Genomic DNA, 24,641 nt, shown 5'->3' with positions numbered 1-24,641 from the left:
CGAAAACGATTTATATATAAATCAAAAATGTTTTATATACAGATCGTTGTCCGACTTGTTTTAATTCGTTTTTCAGTCTGTGAAAGTTCATCTCCTCGCTGCTTTTGCCTCGGTTTTATTGTCTCCGGAGATGCTTATTTGGAATCATTCCAAACTCGTCTTCGTTGTTGAAAACTTTTTTGGCGCATGATTTTTGAGCGGTTTATTGTTTTTGGGGTTATCCTTTTGTGCTCTCTTTGAATTCCCGAAAGTGTTTTCAAGATGTTTTTCGAGGAGAGATGGCCGATGGCTTCGCTGTGGATGCCTCCGGAGAAGGTGGCAACAGTGGTAAGCAGGGCAGGAGATTCTGATATATTCGTCTCGAAATGGAACGAGGGTGCTCCCTTGCGGGTGCACCCTCGTTCGCACAGGCCGGACTCATCCGGCTTAGAGTATTGTTCCCAGTTGTTCGGGATTCGGATCTACTGCCCGTATAATCCCTTGTGCGTCTACCAGATAGCTGTGGAAACGGATCTTCAAGCCATATACGTTGAGCATTTGATCGCGTTTACTATTTTCCACCAGTCGCTGGGCAGACAAGTCTATTTGGTCGAAAGCCAAGGTGTTCGTGAATACCGATAGGTTCTTATCCATCGAAACACCTACATACCGTACCCGACTATCGGGCCTTTTGGCAAAATAACGAGACCATCGGACATTACCGGCTCTGCTCTCTCCGTCGTATGCCGCCCAGAAGTGGACTAGCGTGTACGAAGCAGCCTCTGTGCCGCCATCCGACTGTACGACCAAAGACTTTACCTCCGGCACCACTGCCCCTACTGCCAAGCCATCTATGGCTTCGGACGGAGAGGAGGCCGAGCTGCCTGACAAAAGCAAGGCTGCCGCGACCAATGAGCCGGAAAGTATCCTCTTTAATTTCATACTATTCCGTTATAGTTAGACATCCCCAAGCAACCGCCCGTCAGAGCGACGGATCCGGCAGGCTTGAGCCCCCGTGTTTCGGAGGGTTTCGAGGTGGCAGCCCACCCTTCGCTAAGGGCTTGTAGAAGCAACCACGGCGACAAAGATAAGCGTTTTAGCCAATCTATCAAACACTTAGCTCTCAGGAGCCGCTCCAATACATTGCCAAACCTGCCGGATAAATGGATGGGAGTGACTACCTTTGGGCCGATGAAAAAGATCATAAAGACCATCATTCCTTCCATCGGAATAGCAGTCGTTTCAGGAGGTCTTGCCCCTCATCCGAAGCCTGTTTCCTTCCGTGTGATGACCTATAATGTCGAGAACCTTTTCGACTGTTATGACGATGTTGGCAAGGACGACAGAGAATTTCTCCCAGAAGGAGAGTTGAAGTGGACGCCGAACCGTTACAACCGCAAGCTCAAACAGGTGGCTTCGGTGATCAAAGCTGTGGGTGGTCCCGATTGGCCGGCACTGGTGGCTCTCGTAGAGGTGGAAAATGATACGGTCATGAACAATCTGCTGAGCCGTACCCCTCTCGGAGAACAGGGCTACCGCTATGTGATGACTAACAGCCCGGACAAGCGCGGAATAGACGTAGCTCTGCTCTATCGGCCGGAGCTGTTCAGTCTGGATCACAAAGAAGAGTATAGAGTACGCTTTCGAGGCGAGAGGGACAGACGAACGAGGAATATCCTACATGCTCAGGGACGGTTGGCCGGTGGAGACACGCTGGATGTATTCGTTTGTCATTTCCCTTCCCGTAGGGGAGGTGTGCGTAAGACGGATTCTTATCGGCACGATGCCGCCACGCTCCTAAGGGCAAAATGTGATGAAATAGTAAACCGTCGGGACAATCCTTTTATCCTGATCATGGGAGACCTCAACAGCAATCCGAACGAATCACCTCTGACTGAAACCCTGCGAGCGTATACCGTTCTACCCGATGCCGACAAAGTAGGAGCCGGAGAGTTGTACAACCTCTCAGGGCGTCCTCTCTCTCAAATTCCTCCCGGAACGACTCTGTATAAAGGTAAGTGGGAACAGTTGGATCACATCATCGTGTCCGGTAATTTGCTGAAGTCAGATTCACGGATCAGCTACCGAGCCGGATCGGTCAAGAACGTAGTCCTGCCTTATTTGGTACACTCCGCTCCGTACAATGTAGCGCGTATCGCGCCCAATCGTACTTATCAGGGGATGCATTATAAAGGAGGGTATAGCGACCACTTGCCCGTGATGGCCGAGTTTACAACAGAGCCTTGATACGCGATGCCACCTCTTCCATCTGCCATCGGGGCGTGGAGGTAGCTCCGCAGATGCCTATGCTGGTCGGCAGTGGCACGAGCATATCCGGCACGATAAGCTCCGGAGAGGAAATAAATATACTGCGGGGATTAGCTGCCAGACAATGTGCGAAGAGTACTTTTCCATTGGAGCTTTTCTCTCCGGCCACGAAGAACACCAATTCGTGTGCAGCTGCGAAAGCTCCGATATGCGGGATCCGATTGGCCACCTGACGGCAGATGGTATCGTGATGCTCGAATGTTACACCCGGCTGCATACGTGCGCTGATGCTGTCAATGATCTGTCCGAATCCCTCCAGACTCTTGGTCGTTTGTGAAAAGAGGATGACGGGACGTGTGTAGTCTATTTTGTCCAGCTCCTCTTCGCTCTCGATGACAATAGCCGTTCCTTCGGTCTGCCCGACCAGACCGTTTACTTCCGCATGCCCCCTTTTGCCGTAGATGACGACTTGTGCGCCGAGGCTGCGCGTAGCTTCGTATCGTGATTTGATTTTGTTTTGCAAGCGGAGTACCACGGGACAGGTGGCATCTATAATCGTTACCCCATTTTCTCCTGCCATCCGATAGATTTTGGGCGGTTCGCCGTGGGCTCGCAACAGCACTTTTGCCCCACGGAGCCGGGAAAAAGCATCGTAATCGATCGTCTCCAATCCTTTCTTCCCTAACCGTTCGACTTCCAGCGTATTGTGTACGATGTCGCCTAGGCAGTACAGCTTATCGGAGCTTTTCTCCAATTGATTCTCGGCATGACGAATAGCATTGACCACACCGAAGCAAAATCCCGATCCGCTGTCTATTTCTATCGGAATCATGAACCGGTCACTTCCTGAAAACGCTCCAGCAACCATGCCTTCTGCTGTGGGATGGTCATATGAGAATTGTCCAGCACTAAGGCATCCTCAGCCTGCCTCAAAGGTGAAACGGCACGCGTGGAGTCGATCCTGTCGCGCTCTTCTATGTTGGCCAGTACGTCATCGAAAGTAATGGCAACATCGCCCTTGGCACGCAATTCGTCCAAGCGGCGTTGTGCTCGCACATGCGGCAGAGCCGTCACGAATACCTTCATTTCCGCTTCGGGGAAGACCGTAGTGCCTATGTCACGGCCATCCATCACTATGCCTTTGCTCTTTCCCATTGCCTGCTGCTCACGCACCATTGCCTCGCGTACGAAATCAAGCGTGGCGATCGGGCTGACTTTGGCAGAGACTTCCATGCTGCGAATATCCTGCTCTACATTTTCTCCGTTCAAATAAGTCTCCGGCAATCCTGTCTCCGTATTTAACCGGAACGTAATCCGTACATCGGACATTTGGCTTCGCAGAGTCTCTGCATCGAGAGCTCCGTCTTTCCACAGCCCCCTGCGGATAGAGTACAATGTTACGGCACGGTACATGGCACCGGTATCCACGTATATATAACCGATGGCACGAGCCAAATCCTTGGCCATGGTACTTTTCCCACATGAGCTATGCCCATCGATGGCAATAATGATCGGATTAGTCATAAGAAAGTAAGCTGATGGTTGATGGTGTATTAGAAGATGCTCTTATCGTCCAAACGGATACCTACCGAACACATGAACGAAAGAGCTGCAGGATGATAGGTGGCAGCAGATACGCCTACACGTACTGCACCGGAAGTGAAACCAACGCCGGCCGAAAGGCCTCCCCATTTGTTGCCGCCTTCCACTTCGAAGTCCTGTGCAATCTGCGGCGTATATCCCAGTCCGACCCAAAACTTCTCCGAGGGAGTGAATTCTGCTCCCAACGAGAAGTGTCGGAGGAACTTTTGCATCTTGGTCAAATCGCGCGGAACAAGGCGTTTGAAATAATGCGGATTCAGATTGAACAACGTGATGTGCAATCGAAAAGGAGCATTGATAAAACTGCGAGAAAAGCCAAGCTGGAAATCCCAATCGAGCGGTTCCCGTTCATCATTATAGCCTTTGAGTTGCGCCCCTATGTTCTTGAAGAGGGCGGAAGCTGAGTATCCTTTGTCATCATCGTAATAACTGATGCCGACATCCACACCCAGCCCCAACGAACTATAGGTCTCAATAGAAGAATACAGTGCTTTCAGGCTGACCCCACCGCGGAAGTGATTGCTTAGCTCATGACTGTAAAACCCCTGTACAGCTATATCCGAGGCACTAAAAGAGCCGGTTTCAATCGCATTCGGGTCGTATCCTTGCATAGATCCGTAGTTCAGGAAACGTGTGCCGACACCCCACATGCCGCGCTCTCCGACGGACGAGGCATAACAGACATTGCCCATATGCGAACCACTCATATAATATAAATAGGAAAGAAAGGCTCGGCCCCCGGATTCATATCCGAGCAGAGCCGGATTCTCAAAAGCCAGTCCGGGATTGTCGTCTACGATGGTGATAGCTTTTCCTCCTGCAGCCAAAGCCTGTGCAGTGGCCGGAAGGTTCAGAAAATGAAACACCTGCTTCTCTTGTTGGGCACCTGCCGAAAACACAAGAGAGAGAAATCCCAAAATGATACCGAAATGCTTGCGAATCATGAACACAAGGTTATGTGGATAGTGAACAAAGATACATTTTTCCATCATTGGATATATAACGGATAAAGCAGAGGAAACCGTATGTACATCGCTTTTTGCCGGTCAAAGGAAAAGGCCGTCGGAGCGTATGATAAACGTCCGACGGCCTTTTTGATAACTCTCGTTAGGAGATGGAACCGTTACTTACTTGATATTATGCAATTCGTGTCCCATGCGTTCTTTCTTCGTACGCAGGTAGAATTCGTTGTAGCGATTCGGAGCGGTTTCTAGCGGGACATTCTCCACGATCTCCAAGCCGAAAGCTTCCAGACCGATACGTTTTACCGGGTTGTTTGTCATCAAACGCATTTTCTTCACACCCAAGAGGCGGAGAATCTGAGCGCCTACACCGTAGTCTCGCTCGTCGGCTTTGTGTCCGAGACAGAGGTTAGCCTCTATCGTATCCATACCCTGTTCCTGCAGCTTGTATGCCTTCATCTTTTCCATCAGACCGATGCCACGGCCTTCCTGATTTAGATAGATAACGGCTCCCTTGCCTTCCTTTTCGATCTTCTCCATCGCTTGGAGCAATTGGCCGCCACAGTCACAGCGCATAGAGCCGAATATGTCGCCCGTGGCACAGGATGAGTGCATACGAACGAGTATCGGTTCATTTTCCTCCCATGTTCCCTTGAAGAGGGCTATGTGCTCTAATCCATTGGATTTTTGGCGGAAAGGTATGAGACGGAAGTGTCCGTATTCGGTAGGCATATCCACTTCTACACCCTTTTCTACGATGGACTCTTGTTTGAGACGGTAGGCTATCAGATCTTTGATGGCGATGATCTTCAGCCCAAAACGCTTGGAGACCTCCCATAGCTGTGGCAAACGTGCCATGGTACCGTCTTCATTGATAATCTCTATGAGGGCTGCAGCCGGTTGCATACCACAGAGACGTGCCAAATCCACTGCTGCTTCCGTGTGTCCTGCACGGCGCAGAACACCACGACTGCGTGCACGTAGCGGGCAGATATGACCCGGACGTCCCAAATCCGACGGACGTGTGTTGGGGTCGGCCAGTGCCAGAATCGTCTGTGCACGGTCGTACATGGAGACACCTGTGGTACAGCCGTTGCCGAGACGGTCTACCGTAACGGTAAAGGGTGTCTCGTGTATCGAGGTATTGTCCGGCACCTGCATCTCCAGCTCCAGCTCGTGAGCACGCTCTTCGGATATGGGAGCGCAGAGGACACCGCGACCATGGTGCATCATGAAGTTTATCTTCTCCGGTGTCACCTTCTCTGCTGCGATGATAAAGTCGCCTTCATTTTCGCGATCTTCATCATCCACGACGATCAGGAACTTACCTTCCTTGAAGTCTTCCAGGGCTTCTTCAATAGTATTCAGCTTGATTTCTTCCATCATTACTTTATATGATTTGGTTTGTATTTTTCTTGTTGATTATTTCTTCCAATTCGTCACACGTCTTGATCAACGTATGCAGTTCTTCTTTCAATAGTTTGCGCCGACTTCCCAGATAGATCAACATCGGGAGGGAGATTGGCAAGAGCAGTCCCAAAGCGATGCCGTGCCGCTTGTCCTTGGGCAACCAGTGCGAAAGGGTAGTGGGCAGCGGAGGTACATCCATCAGCTTGGCAAAAATGAGATTGTCAGTAGTATTATGGAGGTATTCTACCATATCATCTACGCGAGCACTGAGTTCCTTTTGTAAGGATAGATCACTGCCAAACAGCCAGATGAGGGGGAGGGGACGGCTCATGATCCGAGAGGCGAGCAGCCGTTGTGCATCGGAGCGGACCTTGGCTATTTCGGTCAATGCGTATTCGTAGTTTGCCTCCTCCACTACAAGCTCTTTCCTCTCCAGCAGACGCAGACGTTGAGGCCTGAAAACACGTTTAATCCAGTTTACGTATGTGTCCACATTCAGCGTAGAGGAGTCCCGGGTAGCTTTATAAGTCAGGAAGAAACCGAATGGCACCAGTACAAAAGTGCTCAGCCACATCCCCAACCAGACAGGCCACTCTTCGGTCTTGGCCATCTTAACTCCAAAGGTATCCACCATATAATAGAGAACAAAGAAAAGCACCGATGCGACAATAGGTGTGCCGAGTCCTCCTTTCCGTATGATAGCACCCAGCGGTGCGCCGATAAAGAAAAAGATCAGGCAGGCCACCGGATAGGTAAACTTCGTATGCCACTCCCTCATATGAGAGATGCGTCTATCCCTTTCGAATGCGGTGGATTCTTTCATGATCATGCATTCGCCGATGTAGGTGTCGAATCGGTTGATCATTACGGATCGGGCTTCCAAACGCTGCGAAAGGGTCGATCTGCTCTCTATGCTGTCCAGCGTTGTCGGGATTGCTTTGGCTGCCTGCTCTATTTTAGTCCTGTAGGCAATCGAAGTTGCCGATGTATCGAGCGGAGAAAGTGGCGATGTCGCATAGCGGGCATTGTAGGTTTGGATGTATAGATTGTTCGCATTTCGGAACGAAGCACTATCGACACGGAGAGTAACGGTGTCTATGAATCGTTGCAACTGGATCAGGTTTTTGCCCACATATTCTCCACGCATAGCTCCTTCGTCCATCAGACTGAAGTTGGCATCGAAGGGGATGACGATCTCTTTCGTTCGGAATCGTTCGCGCATGTATGGCGTGGGGGCATTGCTTTCGGTCTTTTGTGAGCGGAGGTTTTGGAAGGTTTCGCCGGAGTGGAGCATGAGGGTAAGGAATGTTTTGCCCTCATCCATCTTTAGCTTACCGCTGTCGGCCACGATAATGCGGGCATCGGCAAACCCTTGAGAGTGGTCATAGATCATCATGTCATGGAGCATTCCCGTGCGACGATCTTTCTTGGCTACAAAGAGATTGTAACCACGAATACCATTGTAGAAAGAACCTTCGGGAATTTCCAGTTCCGGAGTCGCTCTTCTCGCAGAGAATAGGATCGTATAGAATTTCACTTGGGACTGGATCATCAGATCGTTCTGAAAGATGAAAAGCCCGCAAGCAATGGCTACCACAGAGAAGAAAAGAGGTTTCATGATGCGGTAGAGCGGTACTCCGGCCGACTTCATGGCGAGCAATTCCAAGCGTTCGCCCAAATTACCGAAGGTCATCAATGAGGCCAATAGGACACCCAGTGGGAGTGCCATGGGAACCAAGGTCATGGCTGCATAGAAAAGCATCTTGGACAAGATGATGGCACTCAGTCCTTTGCCGACCATGTCGTCCACATATTTCCACAGAAACTGCATCAAAACCACAAACCAACAGATGGCAAAAGTCATCAGCAGGAGTGGCAGAAAAGTCTGTAGCATGAAAAGGTAGAGCCTCTTGACCGGTAGTTTTTTCATCTTGGCGGGTTGAGCTTCCTTGTTAGTTCCTACAAAAGTAAGAAAAAGGTGCTTGAGCTATGAGCAGGGAGGAATGTCTTCGTCTTCCTTTTCTTCTGTTTCGGAGATTGTATTTGTCGATTGTTCCAGACAACCGAAGAGGGTGAGCCAAAACTATGCGTTTTGGTCCACCCTCTCATATCGTTTTATTCTGAATGCCGACAATGCTGTTATTCCTTATCCATGTCCGTCCAAGCGACGGCGGGCAGGCTCAAAAGGAACGATCACAGCGAGCTTATTCAGCTGCAGCTTCTGCTTGTTCTGCCTCGGCAGCCGGTGCTTCCGCTACGGGAGCGGGCGTTTCTTGGGGCTTTGCTTCTACGATAGTTTCATTTTCAGAAACCACTTCGAAGGGTATTTCCACCGTAACTTCCTTGTGCAGACGTACTATGGCCGTATAGTTGCCTACTTCCTTGACGGCAGGCTTGAGGACGATGATCTTACGATCCACTTCCACACCTTTTTTCGCCAGTTCTTCAGCGATCTGGATATTCGTTACAGATCCGAAGATCGTACCCGTACTGCTTGTCTTGGCTTTGATCGTCAGGCTGATGCCCTGCATCGATGCAGCTTTTTCTTCAGCTTCTTTCTTGATCTGAGCGATTTTGTGAGCGCGTTGTCTCAGGTTTTCAGCCAATACTTTCTTGGCTGATTCCGATGCGATCACTGCTTTGCCCTGCGGGATTAGAAAGTTGCGACCGTAACCGTCCTTGACTGTCACGATATCGTCTTTGTAGCCAAGGTTGACTACATCTTCTTTCAAAATAACTTGCATATTCTGTCTCCTCGTCTTGTTTTATTATTTCATCATATCGGTTACGTAGGGCAACAGTGCCAAGTGGCGAGCACGCTTCACAGCCTGAGCGACACGACGTTGGAATTTCAACGAAGTACCGGTGATGCGACGCGGCAGGATCTTGCCTTGCTCGTTCAAGAACTTTTTCAGGAATTCGGGATCCTTATAGTCGATATAGCGGATACCGCTCTTTTTGAACCGACAGTATTTCTTCTTCTTTGTGTCTACCGACAACGGAGTCAGGTAACGAATTTCTCCTTGATTGTTAGCTGCCATGATTTACGCCTCCTTTACTTCTTCTGTTTTTGCTTTCAGACTTCTTCTCTTTGCTGCATACTCTGCTGCGAACTTATCCTGACGGAAAGTCAAGAAGCGGATCACGCGTTCGTCACGACGGAAGTTCGTCTCCAACTTGGCGATTACATCGGGATTGGCTTGGAACTCGACGAGCTGATAGAAGCCGGTCGATTTCTTTTGGATCGGATAGGCGAGCTTGCGCAAGCCCCAGTTTTCTTCGTTCACGATCACAGCCCCTTCTTGTTTGAGGAGGCCGGTGAACTTGTCTACCGCTTCCTTCATCTGAGCATCAGACAAAACGGGAGTCAAAATGAAAACGGTTTCGTAGTTGTTCATTGTTAAACCTTTAAGTGAATTATTCGATAATTTCGGCCGCGAAGGTACGCACATTCGTGCAAATACGCAACCCGAATATTTTGTAGTTATTGGGCGTTAGCCGAGATAACCCTTCAGATTCTTACACTTGTTGCTCTGTCGCAAACGGCGAATAGCCTTCTCTTTTATCTGGCGGACACGTTCGCGAGTGAGACCGAACTTGTCGCCGATTTCCTCCAGTGTCATCTCTTGACAGCCGGCAATGCCGAAGAACAGCTTCACGATCTCTGCTTCACGCTCCGTCAGTGTGGACAAAGCCCTTTCGATCTCAACGGCCAACGATTCATTGATCAGCGACTTGTCCGTATTAGGGGTGTCCTCATTGACGAGTACATCCAACAAGCTGTTGTCTTCGCCCTCCACGAAAGGAGCATCTACGGAGATATGTCGTCCGGATACCTTCATCGTATCGGCGATTTTGTCTTCCGCGATGTCCAACTCCTTGGCCAGCTCTGCCGATGAGGGACGACGCTCGTTCTCCTGCTCGAATTTCTGCTGAGCCTTGATGATCTTGTTAAGCGTACCCACCTGATTCAGGGGCAGGCGGACGATACGGGACTGTTCGGCCAATGCTTGCAGGATGGACTGACGAATCCACCATACGGCATATGAGATAAACTTAAAACCACGCGTTTCGTCGAATTTCTCTGCTGCCTTGATCAATCCAAGGTTACCTTCATTGATCAAGTCCGGCAAGCTAAGTCCCTGATTCTGGTATTGTTTGGCTACGGATACTACGAAACGAAGATTGGCACGAGTAAGCTTTTCAAGGGCTTTGCGATCGCCACGTTTGATGGCTTGCGCCAACTCCACTTCTTCTTCGACCGAAATCAAGTCCTCGCGACCGATCTCTTGCAGATACTTGTCCAGAGACGCGCTTTCACGGTTTGTGATCGACTTGGAAATTTTAAGTTGCCTCATTCTTGCTCCTTACACTATTAAATTGAACTGCAAAAGTAGTAAATATCCTTAGTAATCGGAAAAATACAATCGCTCCTCTCTCGATCTTTCCTCTGGGTATGAGAAGAAGGTAGAGAGAAGAGCGACTGCAGCGGGAATAATCCCAGTTGGGTGCGCGCGACTTACATCAAGGTCTTGTATTCCTTGTCCTTATAGTTCTACTTCGAAGGTCCGTATATTGCCGTCCGGATAGAACCCGCGTACGATAATCAAGCGACCTGATCGGTTTTGTCTTGCCTCACGGACAATCTCGCTGACATCCGAGCCTGAGCTTACCGGTTGGCGGTTGATCGAAAGAACGATGAATCCTTTCTTGATACCTGCTTCCTTGAATTTTCCTGAGCTTACAGAGGCTACCTCTACACCATAAGAAACACCATAGGACCGCATTTGTTCAGTACTCAGATCTTTGAACGATGCTCCGAGTATGCTTTCTGAGGATTCGCCGGTGATCACTGAGGTGCTTCCTTCATTGTTCTTCAGGGTCACGGTCAGCTCTTTGGTCGTCCCCTTGCGGTTGACGGTCAGCCTTACCTTGTCCCCCGGTCTGTAGCGGCTGATGGCCTCTTGCAGTTGTGGGAAGCTCTTTATCTGTTTGCCTTCTACGGCAGTGATCACATCGCCTTTCTGCATACCGGCAGAAACGGCTGCGCTGACCTCGGCAAAGTCTGCCACAAGAGCACCCTCGCGTACCTTCAGATCGTATTTTTTGACGGCTTCGTCCGATATATCTCCACCGGCAATACCCAGCACTGCACGCTGTACGGTGCCATACTGCTTGATGTCCGCTACCACTTTTGCCGCTATGGAAATGGGTACGGCAAATGAATAACCGGCATAGTTGCCCGTCTGGCTGTAGATCATCGTATTGATGCCGATCAACTCACCGCGATCGTTTACTAAAGCTCCACCGCTATTGCCCGAATTGACGGCAGCGTCGGTCTGGATAAAGGATTCGATCTGGAGCGAACCGCCTCTGGCTGCTTGCTGTGTGGAACGCCCTTTCGCGCTGACGATACCGGCTGTTACCGTAGAGGTGAGATTGAAGGGGTTGCCCACTGCCAATACCCATTCCCCGACGCGGAGCTTGTCCGAATCGCCGAAAGGCATCGTCGGCAGTCCCTTGGCATCTACTTTCAGCAAGGCTATGTCGGTCGTGGCATCGCTCCCGATCAGTTTGGCCTTGAAGGTGCGATTGTCATTGAGCGTTACCGTCATTTCTTTCGCTCCCTTTACCACATGATTATTCGTGATGATATATCCGTCTGTACTGATGATCACCCCCGAACCGTAGCCTACTATCTGCCGTGTTTGGGGACGTTGGAAGTTCCTGGATTCGCCTCCGAAGAAGAATTCGAACGGATCGAAGTACTGCTGTGAGTCCATTCGCTGCTCGGACTCCACTTTGATGTGTACTACGGCGTGTACCGATGCTTCTGCAGCTTCGACCAAATTGGGCAGAGCGGCGGAGGCTCCGGATGTCATTGTGTAAGATGTCTGCTTGAATCCGAATTCGTTTTCCGTACCATCGGTTATGAAAGATTCGCCTCGGTAATGTCCCAAAGCTGCCACTGTTGCCATCGATGCCACTGCGCTGACGGCTGCTACGCCAAAGGCTCCCGTCACGTATTTCCACACTTTGTTCATACAATGTTCTCTTAAAGTTTGACTAATGTGTTTTGTCGTTTATGCTTAGATAGACGTCGGTAAGGGCGTCAGGTTTATTGGGCTGCAAGCAGAAAGCGCAACACCCGCTCAGCAAAATAGCTTTGAGCGGGTGTCAAACTAATCCTCTCCGCATCCTTGAGGCTCTGTAGAGCTTTCGATGCGAATGAGTATTCAAAAAAGGCGAAAGAAATACTTACTTCTTCTTGTTGCGGTCGCCGTAACGGCTCATGAACTTATCCACACGACCGGCCGTATCGACAAGTTTGGCCTTGCCTGTGAAGAACGGATGCGACGTATTGGAGATTTCCACTTTGATCAAGGGGTAAGTAACGCCGTCGATCTCGATCGTCTCCTTTGCCTCCATCGTAGAGCGTGTGATAAAGATGTCTTCGTTGGACATATCCTTAAACACTACCGGACGATAATTTTCGGGATGAATACCTTTTTTCATTGCTGTCTATTTAGTTTTGTTCTTGTTTTCGTTCGTTATTGATGCACTCTGCGTTGGTAACCGTTCGTTTATAATCGGATAGAGATTTCCGGACGGCAAAGGTAGGGATATTATTTTACTTGGCAAGCAGTTACGCCGAGTCAAAAACAAGTTCTATCCTCCATGTCGGATACCGATGGGGCAAAGATAAGCAGGCGATCAGGTGTTTTGATGTTTGTCGTAAGACTGTTCCCTCGCGTTTTGGTGCCGAAACTGCGGAGATTGCGGTTCCGTTTCTTTGAAAAAGTCGAACGAGAATTTTTTTATTTGGGCGCGAGATTTTTTTGATTGCCGCGCCAAAACAAAAACTTTTACGCGCCACGTTTTTCGGGCTGTCGATCAGAAAATTTTTCGCGCGACAATAAGGTCGGATGCGGATTCTGCTCCGGAGATCGAATTCCTTCTTCCGATAACGGGGTATCTGTGCCTTGCTCTGACCGAATTTTTATGCGCTTTGGACTGATCGGGGCGAGGGTGGGGGAGGTGTATGAGTAGCCTCTATCGGATACCTATATTATATATAAGGGGGAGATGATTGGACGGGTTTGCCCTCTTAGATCAACGTGCTTCCGTCTTATTTCAGCCTGCCATATCGGAATTATTCCGAGCAGTCGTTGGTGGGATTAAGGCGTTTCATATACCTTTGCGCTGCAATACAATTATAAAGACTGTTTTCTCCATGCTGGAAAAGCTCATTATTCTGGACTTCGGTTCCCAAACTACGCAGCTCATCGCCAGACGAATTCGCGAGCTGAACACCTACTGCGAGGTTTATCCCTACAACAAACTGCCGGAAGACCTCTCAGGAGTGCGAGGCATCATCCTGTCGGGGAGTCCTTATTCCGTGTATGACAGCAAAGCCTTCCGTGTCGAACTGAGCGAATTGCGAGGCAAATTGCCTCTCTTGGGTATCTGCTACGGAGCACAGAGCCTTGTCCATCAAGCCGGTGGCAAAGTAGAGCCGTGCGATAGTCGCGAATACGGGCGAACACATCTGACCCTCCGGCAGCCTGATGATGCACTGCTGACTGGCCTGCAATCCGGCACTACGGTGTGGATGTCCCACGGCGATACGATTACGTCATTGCCTGAAGGATTCGAGGTCATAGCAGGTACAGAGGATGTGCCTAATGCTGCATTCCGCATCCGAGGGGAGAAAACGTGGGGCGTACAGTTCCACCCTGAGATCTACCACTCAGAGGAAGGTGCCAAACTGCTTGGCAATTTCCTCGACATCTGCAGTATGAAGCGCGACTGGACGCCGGCTTCGTTTATCGAGACCACCGTGCAGGAGCTACGCAAGCAGTTGGGCGATGACAAGGTGATCCTGGCACTCTCCGGAGGTGTGGACAGTTCGGTGGTGGCAGTGCTGTTGAACAAAGCCATCGGTCGTAACCTGACTTGTATATTCGTCGATCACGGCTTGCTGCGTAAGGGCGAATTCGAGCGCGTACTTCAGGACTACGAGCACTTGGGTCTCAATGTAATCGGGGTGAATGCAAAAGAAAAATTCTTTGCAGCCCTTAAAGGCGTTACCGATCCCGAGCAAAAACGGAAGATTATCGGTCGTGGTTTCATCGAAGTGTTCGACGAAGAAGCCCGAAAGCTGAAAGATATTAAATGGCTTGCTCAGGGCACGATCTATCCCGATGTCATTGAAAGTCTGAGTATCACCGGTATGGTGATCAAGAGCCACCACAATGTGGGAGGACTGCCCGAGCGGATGAATCTCCGCCTCGTGGAACCGCTCCGTACCCTCTTCAAGGACGAAGTGCGTCGCGTGGGTCTCGAGCTTGGCATGATGCCGCACCTGATCCATCGCCATCCTTTCCCCGGTCCCGGTCTTGGCATCCGTATCCTCGGAGAGATCACGGAAGAGAAAGCCGCTATCTTGCAGAACGCTGATGACATCTATATGAGCCTTATGCACGAGTGGGGGCTGTATGATCAGGTGTGGCAGGCCGGAGCCATCCTGCTACCGGTACGATCCGTAGGCGTAATGGGCGACGAGCGTACCTACGAATACACCGTGGCACTGCGTGCCGTGACTTCTTTGGATGCCATGAGTGCCGATTGGGTGCATTTGCCGTATGATTTTCTGGCCAAGGTGTCGAACGAAATAATCAACAAAGTGCGTGGCGTAAACCGCGTAGTCTACGACATCTCCTCCAAACCCCCCAGCACGATCGAATGGGAATAATAATGTCAGTGCCCGTACACAAATCTGTACAGTGACCACCGATCCTATTCACTATTATAAAAACTGCTTTCATGTCCACGTACCAACTGGAAGATACTCGTAAGGTAACTACACATCGCCTCATCGAGATGAAGAGCCGTGGGGAGAAAATCTCCATGCTCACAGCCTATGACTACTCTATGGCTAAGCTGGTCGATGAGGCCGGTATGGATGTCATTCTTGTAGGTGATTCGGCTTCGAACGTTATGGCCGGCAATGTCACCACCCTACCTATCACTCTCGATCAGATGATCTACCACGGCAAATCTGTGGTCAAAGCCGTCAAGCGTGCTCTTGTGGTCGTAGATCTTCCTTTCGGATCCTATCAGGGCAACTCCAAAGAAGCCTTGTGCTCGGCCATCCGTGTGATGAAAGAGACACATGCCGACTGTATCAAACTCGAAGGGGGAGAAGAAGTGCGCGAGTCCATTGTGCGAATCCTGTCGGCCGGTATTCCGATCATGGGGCACCTTGGACTGATGCCTCAGAGCATCAATAAGTTTGGCACCTACAATGTCCGCGCTAAGGAAGAGGCCGAAGCCGAGAAGCTGCTTCAGGATGCTCACCTCTTGGAAGAACTCGGATGCTTCGCTCTCGTCCTCGAAAAAATACCCGCCGAATTGGCTACACGTGTGGCTTCGGAGCTGAGCATTCCTGTTATCGGCATTGGTGCCGGAGGTGGTGTGGACGGTCAGGTGCTGGTGATGCACGACATGCTCGGTATCACGGAGGGGTTCAGTCCCCGTTTTCTGCGCCGTTATGCCAATCTGGCCAACGAGATAGATCGGGCACTCAAGCATTATATCGCCGATGTGAAGAGCATGGATTTCCCCAATAAGGATGAGCAGTACTGATCCTGTTCTCCCTGACGCTTACGATTTTCCTGCGATTATCAGCGATCGACTATGCATGGAATAGAGCAAGGTCTTACCGAATTTATCACTTGGTGCGACTATCTGGGCACCTTTGCTTTTGCGATCAGTGGTATTCGTTTGGCTGCTGCCCGGCGCTTCGATTGGTTCGGAGCCTATGTGGTCGGTGTGGTTACAGCCGTTGGTGGTGGTACGGTGCGCGACATTCTGCTTAATGTGCCGCCGTTTTGGATGCTCCAGCCTTCCTACCTTTTCATCTCTATGCTCGCTCTCATCTTCACGATTGTCTTTCGGAAGTATGTGGTGCGGTTGAATCATACGGTCTTCATTTTCGATACTGTGGGTATAGGCCTATTTACCATAGTCGGTGTTGCCAAGACTTTCGAGTGTGGTTATGCCTGGTGGCTGGCCATTGCGATGGGTACGATCACAGGGTCGTTTGGTGGTATGATCCGGGACATTCTGATCAATCAGACACCGCTTATCTTCCGCAAGGATATATATGCCATGGCATGCCTGATCGGAGGGGCGGTCTATGTGGGGCTCATGTACACGACTCTTCCGATCGAAATGATACAGTTCATAGCAGCCTTTATTGTCGTAGCAGTGCGGTTCGTCTCGGTGAAATACCATATCAGTATCCCCACTTTCCGCGGAGCTGTATAAGTTGTCCCCAAGACAGAATTTTTCCTTTTGGAGGCATCTCCTTTTTGACTGTCACCTTATTACGATAGCTGCGGAGTGATCTTCTGCTCTCTCTTTATCGCGTTGGGCTTCATATGCAGACGGAAAAAGTCGCCGGTAAAAGGCGACTTTTTTGCTTTTGACTGTACCTATATAGATGTGGTCAATGATCCGATATATCGAGGCTGTTGCGGACGAAAGATAGTACACATAGCTTTGCACCAGAAACAAACGTTCATACTAAACAAACTAAAAACAGAAGCATTATGACTCCTATCCTGAACACAGTTTTCCCCGAGTTCAAACTCAATGCCTATCACAATGGCGAATTCAAAGTAATCACCAACGAAGACCTGAAAGGCAAGTGGTCATTGGTCGTTTTCTACCCCGGTGACTTTACATTTGTATGCCCGACGGAATTGGAAGACTTGGCCAATAAATATGAAGAATTCAAGCAACTCGGAGTAGAGGTTTACTCTTGCAGCTGCGATACCCATTTTGTACACAAGGCATGGGCCGACGCTTCTCCTGCGATCAAGAAGGTACAGTATCCCATGTTGGCCGATCCCTCCGGTGCACTCACTCGCGATCTGGGTATCCTGATCGATGATGTTCACATGGCTTACCGTGGCTCTTTCGTGATCAACCCCGAAGGCATTATCAAAATCGTAGAGCTGAACGACAACAGCGTAGGCCGTGATGCAGAAGAGATCCTCCGCAAGATCAAGGCTGCACAGTACGTAGCTGCTCACGATGGCCAGGTATGTCCGGCCAAGTGGCGTGAAGGTCAGCAGACACTGAAGCCGAGCATTGATCTCGTTGGTAAGATCTAAGCAGTAAACCGAGGAGAGAGGGTGTGTCGGAATCGCGAAACGAGGTGATCACAACACACCCTCTTTCTTTAAGGTACGAGAGAGTTCTCTATGCTCTTCCTCTGAATACAGTGAGAGAATTGGAACTCTTGACAAAAATCCCTTTTTAATCATTATCCTAACGACTATGCTTGATAAAGATACTCTTGCCCAAGTGGGTTCTTATTTTGCCCAACTGAAAAAGTCCTATACATTACGACTCAACGCTCATGCGTCCCATCCTTCCTACAACGAGGCGAAGGAAATGCTCGATGGGCTTGCATCCGTTTCGGATCACGTTCGTGCGGAATACAATGCAGCAGATGGTTTTCGTATCGATCTGCTCGTAGACGGAGCAGATAGCGGCATCGGTTTCCGTGGTATTCCGGGAGGCCATGAATTTACCTCATTGCTTCTTGCGATTCTGAACAATGATGGTATCGGAAGGAATATCCCCGATGAAGGAGTACAGGATAGAATCCGCCGTATCAATGGGCCGATAGAGCTGAAAACCTATGTCTCCCTCTCCTGCACGAATTGTCCTGATGTGGTGCAGACCCTCAATATGATTGCCATTCTCAATCCGGCCATCAGTCACACTATGGTCGATGGTTCTTTCTTCCCGGACGAAGTAGAGTCGCTGGGCATCGCTTCCGTTCCGACGGTTATGGCCGGAGATGAAGTGATCCATGTGGGGCGTGGCGACATGGCCGCCCTGCTCAACAAGATAGAAGCCAAATATGGCTCTGTCCCGGCCGAGTCGGCAGATAAGACACCACGGCCTTTCGACCTCCTTGTCGTGGGCGGTGGCCCGGCCGGATCGGCTGCAGCCATCTATTCTGCTCGTAAGGGGCTGAAGGTAGCCATAGTAGCCGAACGGGTAGGCGGACAAGTAAACGAAACGGTAGGAATCGAGAATCTGATTTCCGTGCCTTACACCACAGGATCGGAACTCGCATCTAACCTCAATTCTCATATCAAGGCCAATACGATCTCCCTCTTCGAGGCGCGAACCGTGTCGTCCATCACACAAGAAGAAGGTATATCCCGTGTGGAAGTGACTTCCGGAGAAGTCTTCACGGCTCCGGCTCTTATCATGGCTACGGGTGCTTCATGGCGCAAGCTCGGTGTGCCCGGGGAGAAAGAATATACGGGTAATGGTGTAGCTTACTGCGCTCACTGCGATGGGCCTTTCTTCAAAGGCAAACGCGTGGCCGTGGTCGGTGGAGGCAACTCCGGTCTGGAAGCTGCCATCGATTTGGCCGGTATATGCGAACATGTGACCGTAGTGGAGTTTCTGGATGTACTCAAGGCTGATGAAGTGCTTCAAAAGAAAGCACGTGAAACGGCCAATATCGACATCCTCCTCAGTACTGCTACCAAAGAAATCATGGGCAACGGACAGAAAGTGGAGGGAATACTGCTTACCGATCGCAATACGGGTGAAGAAAAGCAAATTGCACTCAGTGGCGTATTCGTACAGATCGGTCTTGCCGCCAATACAGCCCTTGTGAAGGATTTGGTAGAAACAAACAGCCGAGGCGAAGTGCTCATCGATACTTCCTGCCGCACCAATACGCCCGGTATATATGCTGCAGGTGACTGTACTACTGTGCCCTACAAACAGATCGTCATTGCCATGGGCGAAGGAGCGAAAGCAGCCCTCTCAGCTTTTGAGGATCGCATACGTGGCTGATCCCGCTCGGGAGGCCCTCGTATTATTCACAACTACTATTAAGAAGAGGCTGTGTCGAGTCCTTTTTCGACGCAGCCTCCTTTTTATTGGTGGTATTATAGTGCCTTAGCTTTTACATCCGTTCCGAAAAACAGCCTGTTTTACTACCTTTGCCCCCAATTATTTAGAAAAAGAAAATGCAGGACATCAGGAACATTGCCATCATTGCCCACGTGGACCATGGTAAAACTACGCTCGTGGACAAGATGCTCTTAGCCGGCAAGCTTTTCAGGGATGACAAGGCTGCCGAAGTGGATACTTTCCTCGATAGCAACGACTTGGAACGCGAACGCGGTATCACCATTCTTTCCAAAAACGTCAGTATTCGCTATAAGGGTTGTAAAATCAATATCATCGACACCCCGGGACACGCCGACTTCGGCGGTGAGGTGGAGCGCGTACTCAATATGGCCGATGGATGCCTCCTGCTGGTGGATGCCTTCGAGGGGCCGATGCCGCAGACTCGATTTGTGCTGCAAAAAGCCATCGAGATGGGACTCAAGCCCATCGTTGTCATCAACAAAGTAGACAAACTCAACTGTCGCCCGAGCGAAGTGCAGGATATGGTGTTCGACCTCATGTGCAGCCTCGATGCGTCGGAGGATCAGCTCGATTTCCCCACCATATACGGCTCGGCCAAGCAGGGTTGGATGAGTACCGATTACAAACATCCCACACAGGACATTGCTCCGCTACTCGATGCCATCATCCGACACATCCCCGCTCCCGAACAGCCGGAGGGAGCTACGCAGATGCTCATTACATCGCTTGACTATACTTCCTATGTAGGACGCATTGCCGTCGGACGAGTACACCGCGGCACACTCCGTGAAGGGCAGGACATCATGCTCTGCAAGCGTGATGGCACGATGCAGAAGCAGCGAATCAAGGAGCTGAACACCTTCGAAGGCTTGGGACGAGCCAAGGTCGACCATGTGGATGCAGGAGATATATGCGCTATCATCGGTTTGGAAAGTTTCGAGATCGGGGAGACCATTGCCGATGCCAACGCACCCGAAGCTCTTCAAGCGATTGCGATCGATGAGCCGACGATGAGTATGCTCTTCACCATCAACAACTCACCGTTCTACGGCAAGGAGGGTAAGTACGTTACCAGCCGGCATATTCACGACCGTCTGATGCGAGAATTGGACAAGAATTTGGCTCTTCGGGTAGAGACCACCGATAACGCCGACAGTTGGCTCGTATTCGGGCGCGGTGTGCTGCATCTTTCCGTTCTTATCGAGACCATGCGCCGCGAGGGATACGAACTTCAAGTGGGGCAGCCTCAGGTAATCATCAAGGAGATAGACGGCGAGCGGTGCGAACCGATAGAGCTTCTTTCGATCAATCTGCCGGAAGAGTCCTCCAGCCGTATCATAGACATCGTGACCCGTCGCAAGGGGGAGATGGTGATGATGGACAACAAGAACGATCGGGTATTCCTCGACTTCCATATCCCTTCGCGAGGGATCATCGGACTCAATAATGCCGTACTGACGGCATCTGCAGGAGAGGCCGTAATCGCGCACCGTTTCTTGGAATTCCAACCGTGGAAAGGAGAGATCGAGCGACGTAACAACGGATCGATCATTGCACTCGAAAGCGGAACGGCCTATGCCTATGCCCTGAATAACCTCCAAAGCCGCGGACGCTTCTTCATTTCTCCGCAGGAGGAAGTCTATGCCGGCCAGGTCGTGGGTGAGCACACGAAGGAGGGCGATCTCTGCGTCAATGTCTGCAAGAGCAAAAAACTCACCAATATGCGTGCTTCCGGCAGCGATGATAAGGTGTCATTGGCTCCGCCCGTGGTATTCAGCCTCGAAGATGCTTTGGAGTATATCAAGTATGATGAGTATGTGGAGGTGACGCCGAAGAGCATGCGCATGCGGAAAATCATCCTCGACGAGACAGAACGTAAACGCCAAGGGAGATAATAGCAGCAAAGTATTTGCATATCTCATCCATCTGTCGTATTTTGGTGCCCGAAATAGAGAAAATCAAACAAATTGTTTCACTAATAAAAGATATACGAACATGAAAATCTTTTCTCGTTTAGCGCTTATCGCCGTAGGATTATCGTTTCTGGGGCTGAGCGCATTTGCGCAGAAAGCACAGAGCAAACGTGCCGATGCGTATCCTCGTACTGCTGTTATGGAGGTTTTCACCGGCGAATGGTGTGGTTGGTGTCCACTTGGCAAATTCTTTGTGGAAAAAGCTTACAAACAGCTTTCTCCCGAGGAACAAGCCCGTGTGGTTATCAGCTATGTCCACGATGGTGACTTCATTACTCAACAGTTCCCTCTTGTTGGTTCATATGGAGGATCCTTGGCTAATGCTTTTGGTGTGACCGGATTTCCTAATGCGGTAATTGACAGGACAAAAACGACCACATTCAACTCTGTAGCATTCAATCCTAATCATGGGGATGAGAAACTCCTGAAAGCTATTAGAGAACGTTTGGCTCAAGAAGCTCCAGGTACGGTGGATTTTACTTTGACGAAGAATGGGGACGAATTCACAATGAATATCAAGGGTGAATTGGCTTCTTCTCTTGCAGGTCAAGACGTTTATATTAGTTCATACTTGATTCGCGATAGCATTCCAAAGAAAAGCCAGAGCAATTATGTAACCTCTCCCTCTCAAGTGGGTGGAGATCCTGCATTATTTGCAGAATATCAAGCTTTCTGGAAAAACTTTAAGCATGACCATACCATTTTGCAGCCGCTGACTTCGGCTCAAGGAGAAAAAGTTACTCCGGATGCAGATGGTAAATTCAGTATGACCAAAGCTTTTACTCCTAATTTCGCTCCTTATAACACGGACTACTCCCATGTAGTAGTTATTTTGCATTTTGCAAATAGCACGAAGAAAGGCATCATCAATGCTATGCAGAAAGACATGGTGGCTGGTCAGCCAGAACCCGAACCGGAGCCCGAACCGGAACCACAGCCTCAGCCGGCCTTGAAAGAAGTGATGTTGGAGCAGTTTACGACAGAGAAGTGTGGTTATTGCCCCGGAGGAGCTACGACGATTAATAACGTCATCACCAGTATGATCGAGGAAGTTAAGGTTAGTTGGGTTTCTCATCACGCAGGCTTCAATACAGACTTCTTGACCGTTCCGGAAAGCACTCAGTTGCTCTCTCTGTATTCAATCGGAGGAGGCCAAGGAACTTTCGCTCCGGCCTTTATGGTCAATCGGAATAAGGTCAACGGAAAGGTGGTACATGGTGTTTCTGCTGCCAACGTAAAGAATTTGATAAATTTTGCAAAAGAGCATTTGGCTTCCGGCATTGAGATCGAATCTGAAATCTCATATGATAAAGACACACGTAAGTTCAAGATCAAAGTCAATGCTCCGACAACATCCCAATTCACAGGTGGCAACGACCTCTATCTGAACGTAGCACTCACAGAAGACAATATCAAAGCACAGAACCAAGCAGGTGCCGGATCAAACTACATCCACAACCACGTGCTTCGTCGCTTGCTGGGTGGTGCAAATGGACAAAAGGTTGAGCCTTCTGCTGCTACCTATGAGTGGGAGTATGATATTCCTAACGATTGGAAGACGGACAAAATGAAAGTGATCGTGTTTGCTCACCATGCAAAAACGAATACGGCAGATCCTTCGGTCTATCGTAGTCGTGAATATCCTTTCCCTGTAGCGTCTACTATTTCCGACGTCTTGGATCAGAACATGAAGGTATATGCCGTGAATGGCGATATTCTTATCGAAGGTGAATACCAATCTTTCCGCGTATTTGATATGCAGGGTCGTATGCATGCCGGCAAGAACCTTCAAGCAGGTACATACGTAGTTTCTATCGAAGCTAATACGGGCAAGATCATTAAGAAAGTTGTTGTGAAATAAAAAAATTGGATCTCACTGTCTGCTTGTGTCCAAACTTGGACCCGTGGAGATATCTGAGCCATTCTATAAGTAAGACCCGGGCTGTAAGGAAATACCTGCAGCCCGGCTTTCTTTTTTCTAACAAAGTATATATGTGATGTGTAAGGGCATATTTGTTGTATATAATCTGTCTATGCCAATATGAGAATGACCATCCCGCCCCCAAGTGACCTTATTATCTTGTTTGCTGTAACGAAAAATCGGCTATCAATTTTGGTCTATGGGTCAAATTGCAGGCTATTATTTTCATGTTGTGGTTCTATGGGTCAAATTGCAGGCTACTGTTTTAGGTGTATGTTGGGCTATCTTCCTATCTTTATAAGATTGTTCGAAGCATGGTCGATCACTGCCGGTGAGCAACTCGATGAGGAATAGACCACAAGGGATGAGATGCAATGTCGCAACAGGAGTCAGGAGCAATGCTATGGCTCCTGTTTTACATTGCATAGAGAGGCTTTCCATGCCAAGAAAAACCCACAAATCAACCGCTGTCGATTAGCTGCAGACATACCACTATGGCAGTTTATCTTGCGTTTGAGAGCGGAGAACGTCCCCTCTATTTTGTTGTTGGTATTGGGCATCCCTATGCATTGTGATTGTTGGTAAGTGAAGAGGTATGGGAGATAAAACTCAATACTATGTATAGCGGAGCGCAGCTTACGATGTCGGTAACGACTTTTGCCTGATTTGAGCAAGGAACGTCTCATAATGGTGTCATGCCACTTGCTCTTCCATGCTTGAAAGGCTTGGTTAAACCCTTCGTATGTTTGGTTGGATAGGCTGTCTATAAGTAGCAGTAAGTCCCTTGAAGCCAAAACTTTGGGCGTTTGGTTAAGTGGCGAGAAATAATCTGCCGCATATGATACTGGCACATCTGCACAGGGATATTCAGCGAAAGAGAGAAGAGCGTACGGGTGCCATCGACCACAACACCGCGAATAATATAACCTCGTCGGGAGATACTTTCTAAAGCTCGTCTATAGTCTTGAGCACACTCGTTGCGGATGAACTCAAGATACAAAGGGCGAGCTGTGTGGTGATCTATCGCTAAGAGAATACCTGCACCGCGTCCCCAATACGTAGCATCGATATGCACAAATCCTGCTTGCTCCAGAAGCGGCTGTTCCCAAACTTGCTGCACTTCTGATAGGCGTCGTTTAATAGTAGATGCACTGACTTGGTAGTAAGCTGCAAGCTCTGAGATTGTTTGCTTGTGTTCCAAATAACGCTCCCATAGTTCGTCAAGAGAGATTCTGTTTGTCGTACGAAATTGATAGCCACAGTGAGTGCATTTGTAGAGTTGGCGACCATGGCGGATGCCGTTACGCTTTGTCTGTAGAGACTGACAGCAGGGGCACTTTTTTATTCATTGTAAGGGCTCTTTATCGCTTTTGAAATGCCCTCAAGGTAAGTGTTTATCGGCCTTGTAAGTATATTACAGCCTGCAATTTGACCTATAGAGACTTTTCAATCGCCGATTTTGTATTGAATCCGTTCAATTGCCTTCTAGCCCTTATATACAAAGGTTTTGAGAGGGGGCGCAGCCTGCAATTTGACCCATAGACCTCA

22 protein-coding genes and 1 pseudogene are annotated in these 24,641 nt (G+C 49.5%); 9 read left to right on the top strand and 14 right to left on the bottom strand.

What is annotated here, in order from left to right:
- Positions 1 to 426: 426 nt before the first annotated feature.
- On the bottom strand, positions 427 to 921 hold the full coding sequence (locus F452_RS0105205) for a hypothetical protein (protein ID WP_026292214.1): 495 nt from the start codon (positions 919 to 921) through the stop codon (positions 427 to 429).
- Between the two features lie 249 nt (positions 922 to 1,170).
- Between F452_RS0105205 and F452_RS0105195 the strand changes: the two genes are divergently transcribed.
- A complete protein-coding gene (locus F452_RS0105195; protein WP_018965174.1) occupies positions 1,171 to 2,226 on the top strand; it encodes an endonuclease/exonuclease/phosphatase family protein in 1,056 nt (351 codons plus the stop codon).
- Here F452_RS0105195 and F452_RS0105190 read toward each other — a convergent pair.
- From F452_RS0105190 to F452_RS13320, 12 genes are all read right to left on the bottom strand, one after another.
- Positions 2,210 to 3,079, bottom strand: coding sequence for a 4-hydroxy-3-methylbut-2-enyl diphosphate reductase (locus F452_RS0105190; RefSeq protein ID WP_018965173.1), 870 nt, complete (start codon positions 3,077 to 3,079; stop codon positions 2,210 to 2,212). The two genes, F452_RS0105195 and F452_RS0105190, sit on opposite strands and share 17 nt — an antisense overlap.
- Positions 3,076 to 3,771 carry a (d)CMP kinase gene (cmk, locus tag F452_RS0105185; RefSeq protein ID WP_018965172.1) on the bottom strand — a complete coding sequence of 232 codons (696 nt, stop codon included), beginning with the start codon at positions 3,769 to 3,771 and terminating at the stop codon, positions 3,076 to 3,078. The genes F452_RS0105190 and cmk overlap by 4 nt, the downstream gene beginning before the upstream one ends.
- Positions 3,772 to 3,800: 29 nt before the next feature.
- Positions 3,801 to 4,793, bottom strand: coding sequence for a type IX secretion system protein PorQ (porQ, locus tag F452_RS0105180; RefSeq protein WP_018965171.1), 993 nt, complete (start codon positions 4,791 to 4,793; stop codon positions 3,801 to 3,803).
- Positions 4,794 to 4,976: 183 nt separating this feature from the next.
- Complete coding sequence (locus F452_RS0105175) at positions 4,977 to 6,194, bottom strand: bifunctional 3,4-dihydroxy-2-butanone-4-phosphate synthase/GTP cyclohydrolase II (protein ID WP_026292212.1); 1,218 nt, start codon at positions 6,192 to 6,194, stop codon at positions 4,977 to 4,979.
- Positions 6,195 to 6,201: 7 nt separating this feature from the next.
- A complete protein-coding gene (locus tag F452_RS0105170; RefSeq protein WP_018965169.1) occupies positions 6,202 to 8,151 on the bottom strand; it encodes an LptF/LptG family permease in 1,950 nt (649 codons plus the stop codon).
- Positions 8,152 to 8,425: 274 nt separating this feature from the next.
- Positions 8,426 to 8,965, bottom strand: a complete 540-nt coding sequence (rplI, locus tag F452_RS0105165) for a 50S ribosomal protein L9 (protein WP_018965168.1) — start codon at positions 8,963 to 8,965, stop codon at positions 8,426 to 8,428.
- A gap of 24 nt (positions 8,966 to 8,989) precedes the next feature.
- Entirely contained in the window at positions 8,990 to 9,262 is a 273-nt protein-coding gene (gene rpsR / locus F452_RS0105160) for a 30S ribosomal protein S18 (RefSeq protein WP_004585133.1), read from the bottom strand.
- A 3-nt stretch (positions 9,263 to 9,265) separates the two neighbouring features.
- On the bottom strand, positions 9,266 to 9,619 hold the full coding sequence (gene rpsF, locus F452_RS0105155; RefSeq protein ID WP_004585132.1) for a 30S ribosomal protein S6: 354 nt from the start codon (positions 9,617 to 9,619) through the stop codon (positions 9,266 to 9,268).
- A 96-nt stretch (positions 9,620 to 9,715) separates the two neighbouring features.
- The gene (locus tag F452_RS0105150) at positions 9,716 to 10,579 is read right to left on the bottom strand and encodes a sigma-70 family RNA polymerase sigma factor (protein WP_004585131.1); all 864 of its coding nucleotides are present in this window, start codon (positions 10,577 to 10,579) and stop codon (positions 9,716 to 9,718) included.
- A gap of 189 nt (positions 10,580 to 10,768) precedes the next feature.
- Complete coding sequence (locus F452_RS0105145) at positions 10,769 to 12,265, bottom strand: DegQ family serine endoprotease (RefSeq protein ID WP_018965167.1); 1,497 nt, start codon at positions 12,263 to 12,265, stop codon at positions 10,769 to 10,771.
- A 214-nt stretch (positions 12,266 to 12,479) separates the two neighbouring features.
- Entirely contained in the window at positions 12,480 to 12,737 is a 258-nt protein-coding gene (locus F452_RS0105140; protein WP_004585129.1) for a type B 50S ribosomal protein L31, read from the bottom strand.
- Positions 12,738 to 12,935: 198 nt separating this feature from the next.
- Positions 12,936 to 13,076, bottom strand: a complete 141-nt coding sequence (locus F452_RS13320; RefSeq protein ID WP_152567399.1) for a DUF1661 domain-containing protein — start codon at positions 13,074 to 13,076, stop codon at positions 12,936 to 12,938.
- Here F452_RS13320 and F452_RS10730 point away from each other — a divergent pair.
- The 8 genes from F452_RS10730 to F452_RS0105100 all read left to right on the top strand — a co-directional run bounded on the left by F452_RS10730 (position 13,015) and on the right by F452_RS0105100 (position 23,033).
- Positions 13,015 to 13,239, top strand: a complete 225-nt coding sequence (locus tag F452_RS10730) for a DUF1661 domain-containing protein (RefSeq protein WP_018965166.1) — start codon at positions 13,015 to 13,017, stop codon at positions 13,237 to 13,239. The genes F452_RS13320 and F452_RS10730 overlap by 62 nt on opposite strands.
- Before the next feature lie 216 nt (positions 13,240 to 13,455).
- Complete coding sequence (gene guaA / locus F452_RS0105130) at positions 13,456 to 14,976, top strand: glutamine-hydrolyzing GMP synthase (RefSeq protein ID WP_018965165.1); 1,521 nt, start codon at positions 13,456 to 13,458, stop codon at positions 14,974 to 14,976.
- A 71-nt stretch (positions 14,977 to 15,047) separates the two neighbouring features.
- Positions 15,048 to 15,869 carry a 3-methyl-2-oxobutanoate hydroxymethyltransferase gene (gene panB / locus F452_RS0105125; protein ID WP_018965164.1) on the top strand — a complete coding sequence of 274 codons (822 nt, stop codon included), beginning with the start codon at positions 15,048 to 15,050 and terminating at the stop codon, positions 15,867 to 15,869.
- 51 nt (positions 15,870 to 15,920) lie between these two features.
- A complete protein-coding gene (locus tag F452_RS0105120; protein WP_018965163.1) occupies positions 15,921 to 16,553 on the top strand; it encodes a trimeric intracellular cation channel family protein in 633 nt (210 codons plus the stop codon).
- A 284-nt stretch (positions 16,554 to 16,837) separates the two neighbouring features.
- Positions 16,838 to 17,404 carry an alkyl hydroperoxide reductase subunit C gene (gene ahpC, locus F452_RS0105115; RefSeq protein WP_004585168.1) on the top strand — a complete coding sequence of 189 codons (567 nt, stop codon included), beginning with the start codon at positions 16,838 to 16,840 and terminating at the stop codon, positions 17,402 to 17,404.
- Between the two features lie 166 nt (positions 17,405 to 17,570).
- On the top strand, positions 17,571 to 19,118 hold the full coding sequence (ahpF, locus tag F452_RS0105110; RefSeq protein ID WP_018965162.1) for an alkyl hydroperoxide reductase subunit F: 1,548 nt from the start codon (positions 17,571 to 17,573) through the stop codon (positions 19,116 to 19,118).
- A gap of 176 nt (positions 19,119 to 19,294) precedes the next feature.
- Positions 19,295 to 21,094 carry a translational GTPase TypA gene (gene typA, locus F452_RS0105105; RefSeq protein WP_018965161.1) on the top strand — a complete coding sequence of 600 codons (1,800 nt, stop codon included), beginning with the start codon at positions 19,295 to 19,297 and terminating at the stop codon, positions 21,092 to 21,094.
- A 100-nt stretch (positions 21,095 to 21,194) separates the two neighbouring features.
- Entirely contained in the window at positions 21,195 to 23,033 is a 1,839-nt protein-coding gene (locus tag F452_RS0105100; protein WP_018965160.1) for an Omp28-related outer membrane protein, read from the top strand.
- A gap of 461 nt (positions 23,034 to 23,494) precedes the next feature.
- On the opposite strand, the pseudogene F452_RS13555 reads toward F452_RS0105100, so the two are convergent.
- Positions 23,495 to 24,438 (bottom strand): annotated as a pseudogene (locus F452_RS13555) (IS256 family transposase, variant Zn-binding type).
- Positions 24,439 to 24,641: the final 203 nt, after the last annotated feature.

Origin of the sequence: Porphyromonas gulae DSM 15663 (assembly GCF_000378065.1) — a bacterium.
Taxonomy (GTDB): Bacteria; Bacteroidota; Bacteroidia; order Bacteroidales; family Porphyromonadaceae; genus Porphyromonas; species Porphyromonas gulae.
The sequence above is the reverse complement of the archived record's forward strand: the minus strand, read 5'-3'. Positions and strand labels throughout refer to the sequence as shown.

Bases quoted from the DNA above. Each gene is read 5' to 3' on its own strand.
- typA (WP_018965161.1), top strand. From the start codon at position 19,295: ATGCAGGACATCAGGAACATTGCCATCATTGCCCACGTGGACCATGGT.
- rpsF (WP_004585132.1), bottom strand. From the start codon at position 9,619: ATGAACAACTACGAAACCGTTTTCATTTTGACTCCCGTTTTGTCTGAT.
- F452_RS0105205 (WP_026292214.1), bottom strand. From the start codon at position 921: ATGAAATTAAAGAGGATACTTTCCGGCTCATTGGTCGCGGCAGCCTTG.
- ahpF (WP_018965162.1), top strand. From the start codon at position 17,571: ATGCTTGATAAAGATACTCTTGCCCAAGTGGGTTCTTATTTTGCCCAA.
- porQ (WP_018965171.1), bottom strand. From the start codon at position 4,793: ATGATTCGCAAGCATTTCGGTATCATTTTGGGATTTCTCTCTCTTGTG.
- F452_RS0105195 (WP_018965174.1), top strand. From the start codon at position 1,171: ATGAAAAAGATCATAAAGACCATCATTCCTTCCATCGGAATAGCAGTC.
- F452_RS0105145 (WP_018965167.1), bottom strand. From the start codon at position 12,265: ATGAACAAAGTGTGGAAATACGTGACGGGAGCCTTTGGCGTAGCAGCC.
- F452_RS0105150 (WP_004585131.1), bottom strand. From the start codon at position 10,579: ATGAGGCAACTTAAAATTTCCAAGTCGATCACAAACCGTGAAAGCGCG.
- rpsR (WP_004585133.1), bottom strand. From the start codon at position 9,262: ATGGCAGCTAACAATCAAGGAGAAATTCGTTACCTGACTCCGTTGTCG.
- guaA (WP_018965165.1), top strand. From the start codon at position 13,456: ATGCTGGAAAAGCTCATTATTCTGGACTTCGGTTCCCAAACTACGCAG.
- F452_RS0105190 (WP_018965173.1), bottom strand. From the start codon at position 3,079: ATGATTCCGATAGAAATAGACAGCGGATCGGGATTTTGCTTCGGTGTG.
- F452_RS0105120 (WP_018965163.1), top strand. From the start codon at position 15,921: ATGCATGGAATAGAGCAAGGTCTTACCGAATTTATCACTTGGTGCGAC.
- F452_RS0105175 (WP_026292212.1), bottom strand. From the start codon at position 6,194: ATGGAAGAAATCAAGCTGAATACTATTGAAGAAGCCCTGGAAGACTTC.
- F452_RS0105140 (WP_004585129.1), bottom strand. From the start codon at position 12,737: ATGAAAAAAGGTATTCATCCCGAAAATTATCGTCCGGTAGTGTTTAAG.
- F452_RS0105170 (WP_018965169.1), bottom strand. From the start codon at position 8,151: ATGAAAAAACTACCGGTCAAGAGGCTCTACCTTTTCATGCTACAGACT.
- rplI (WP_018965168.1), bottom strand. From the start codon at position 8,965: ATGCAAGTTATTTTGAAAGAAGATGTAGTCAACCTTGGCTACAAAGAC.
- cmk (WP_018965172.1), bottom strand. From the start codon at position 3,771: ATGACTAATCCGATCATTATTGCCATCGATGGGCATAGCTCATGTGGG.
- ahpC (WP_004585168.1), top strand. From the start codon at position 16,838: ATGACTCCTATCCTGAACACAGTTTTCCCCGAGTTCAAACTCAATGCC.
- panB (WP_018965164.1), top strand. From the start codon at position 15,048: ATGTCCACGTACCAACTGGAAGATACTCGTAAGGTAACTACACATCGC.
- F452_RS0105100 (WP_018965160.1), top strand. From the start codon at position 21,195: ATGAAAATCTTTTCTCGTTTAGCGCTTATCGCCGTAGGATTATCGTTT.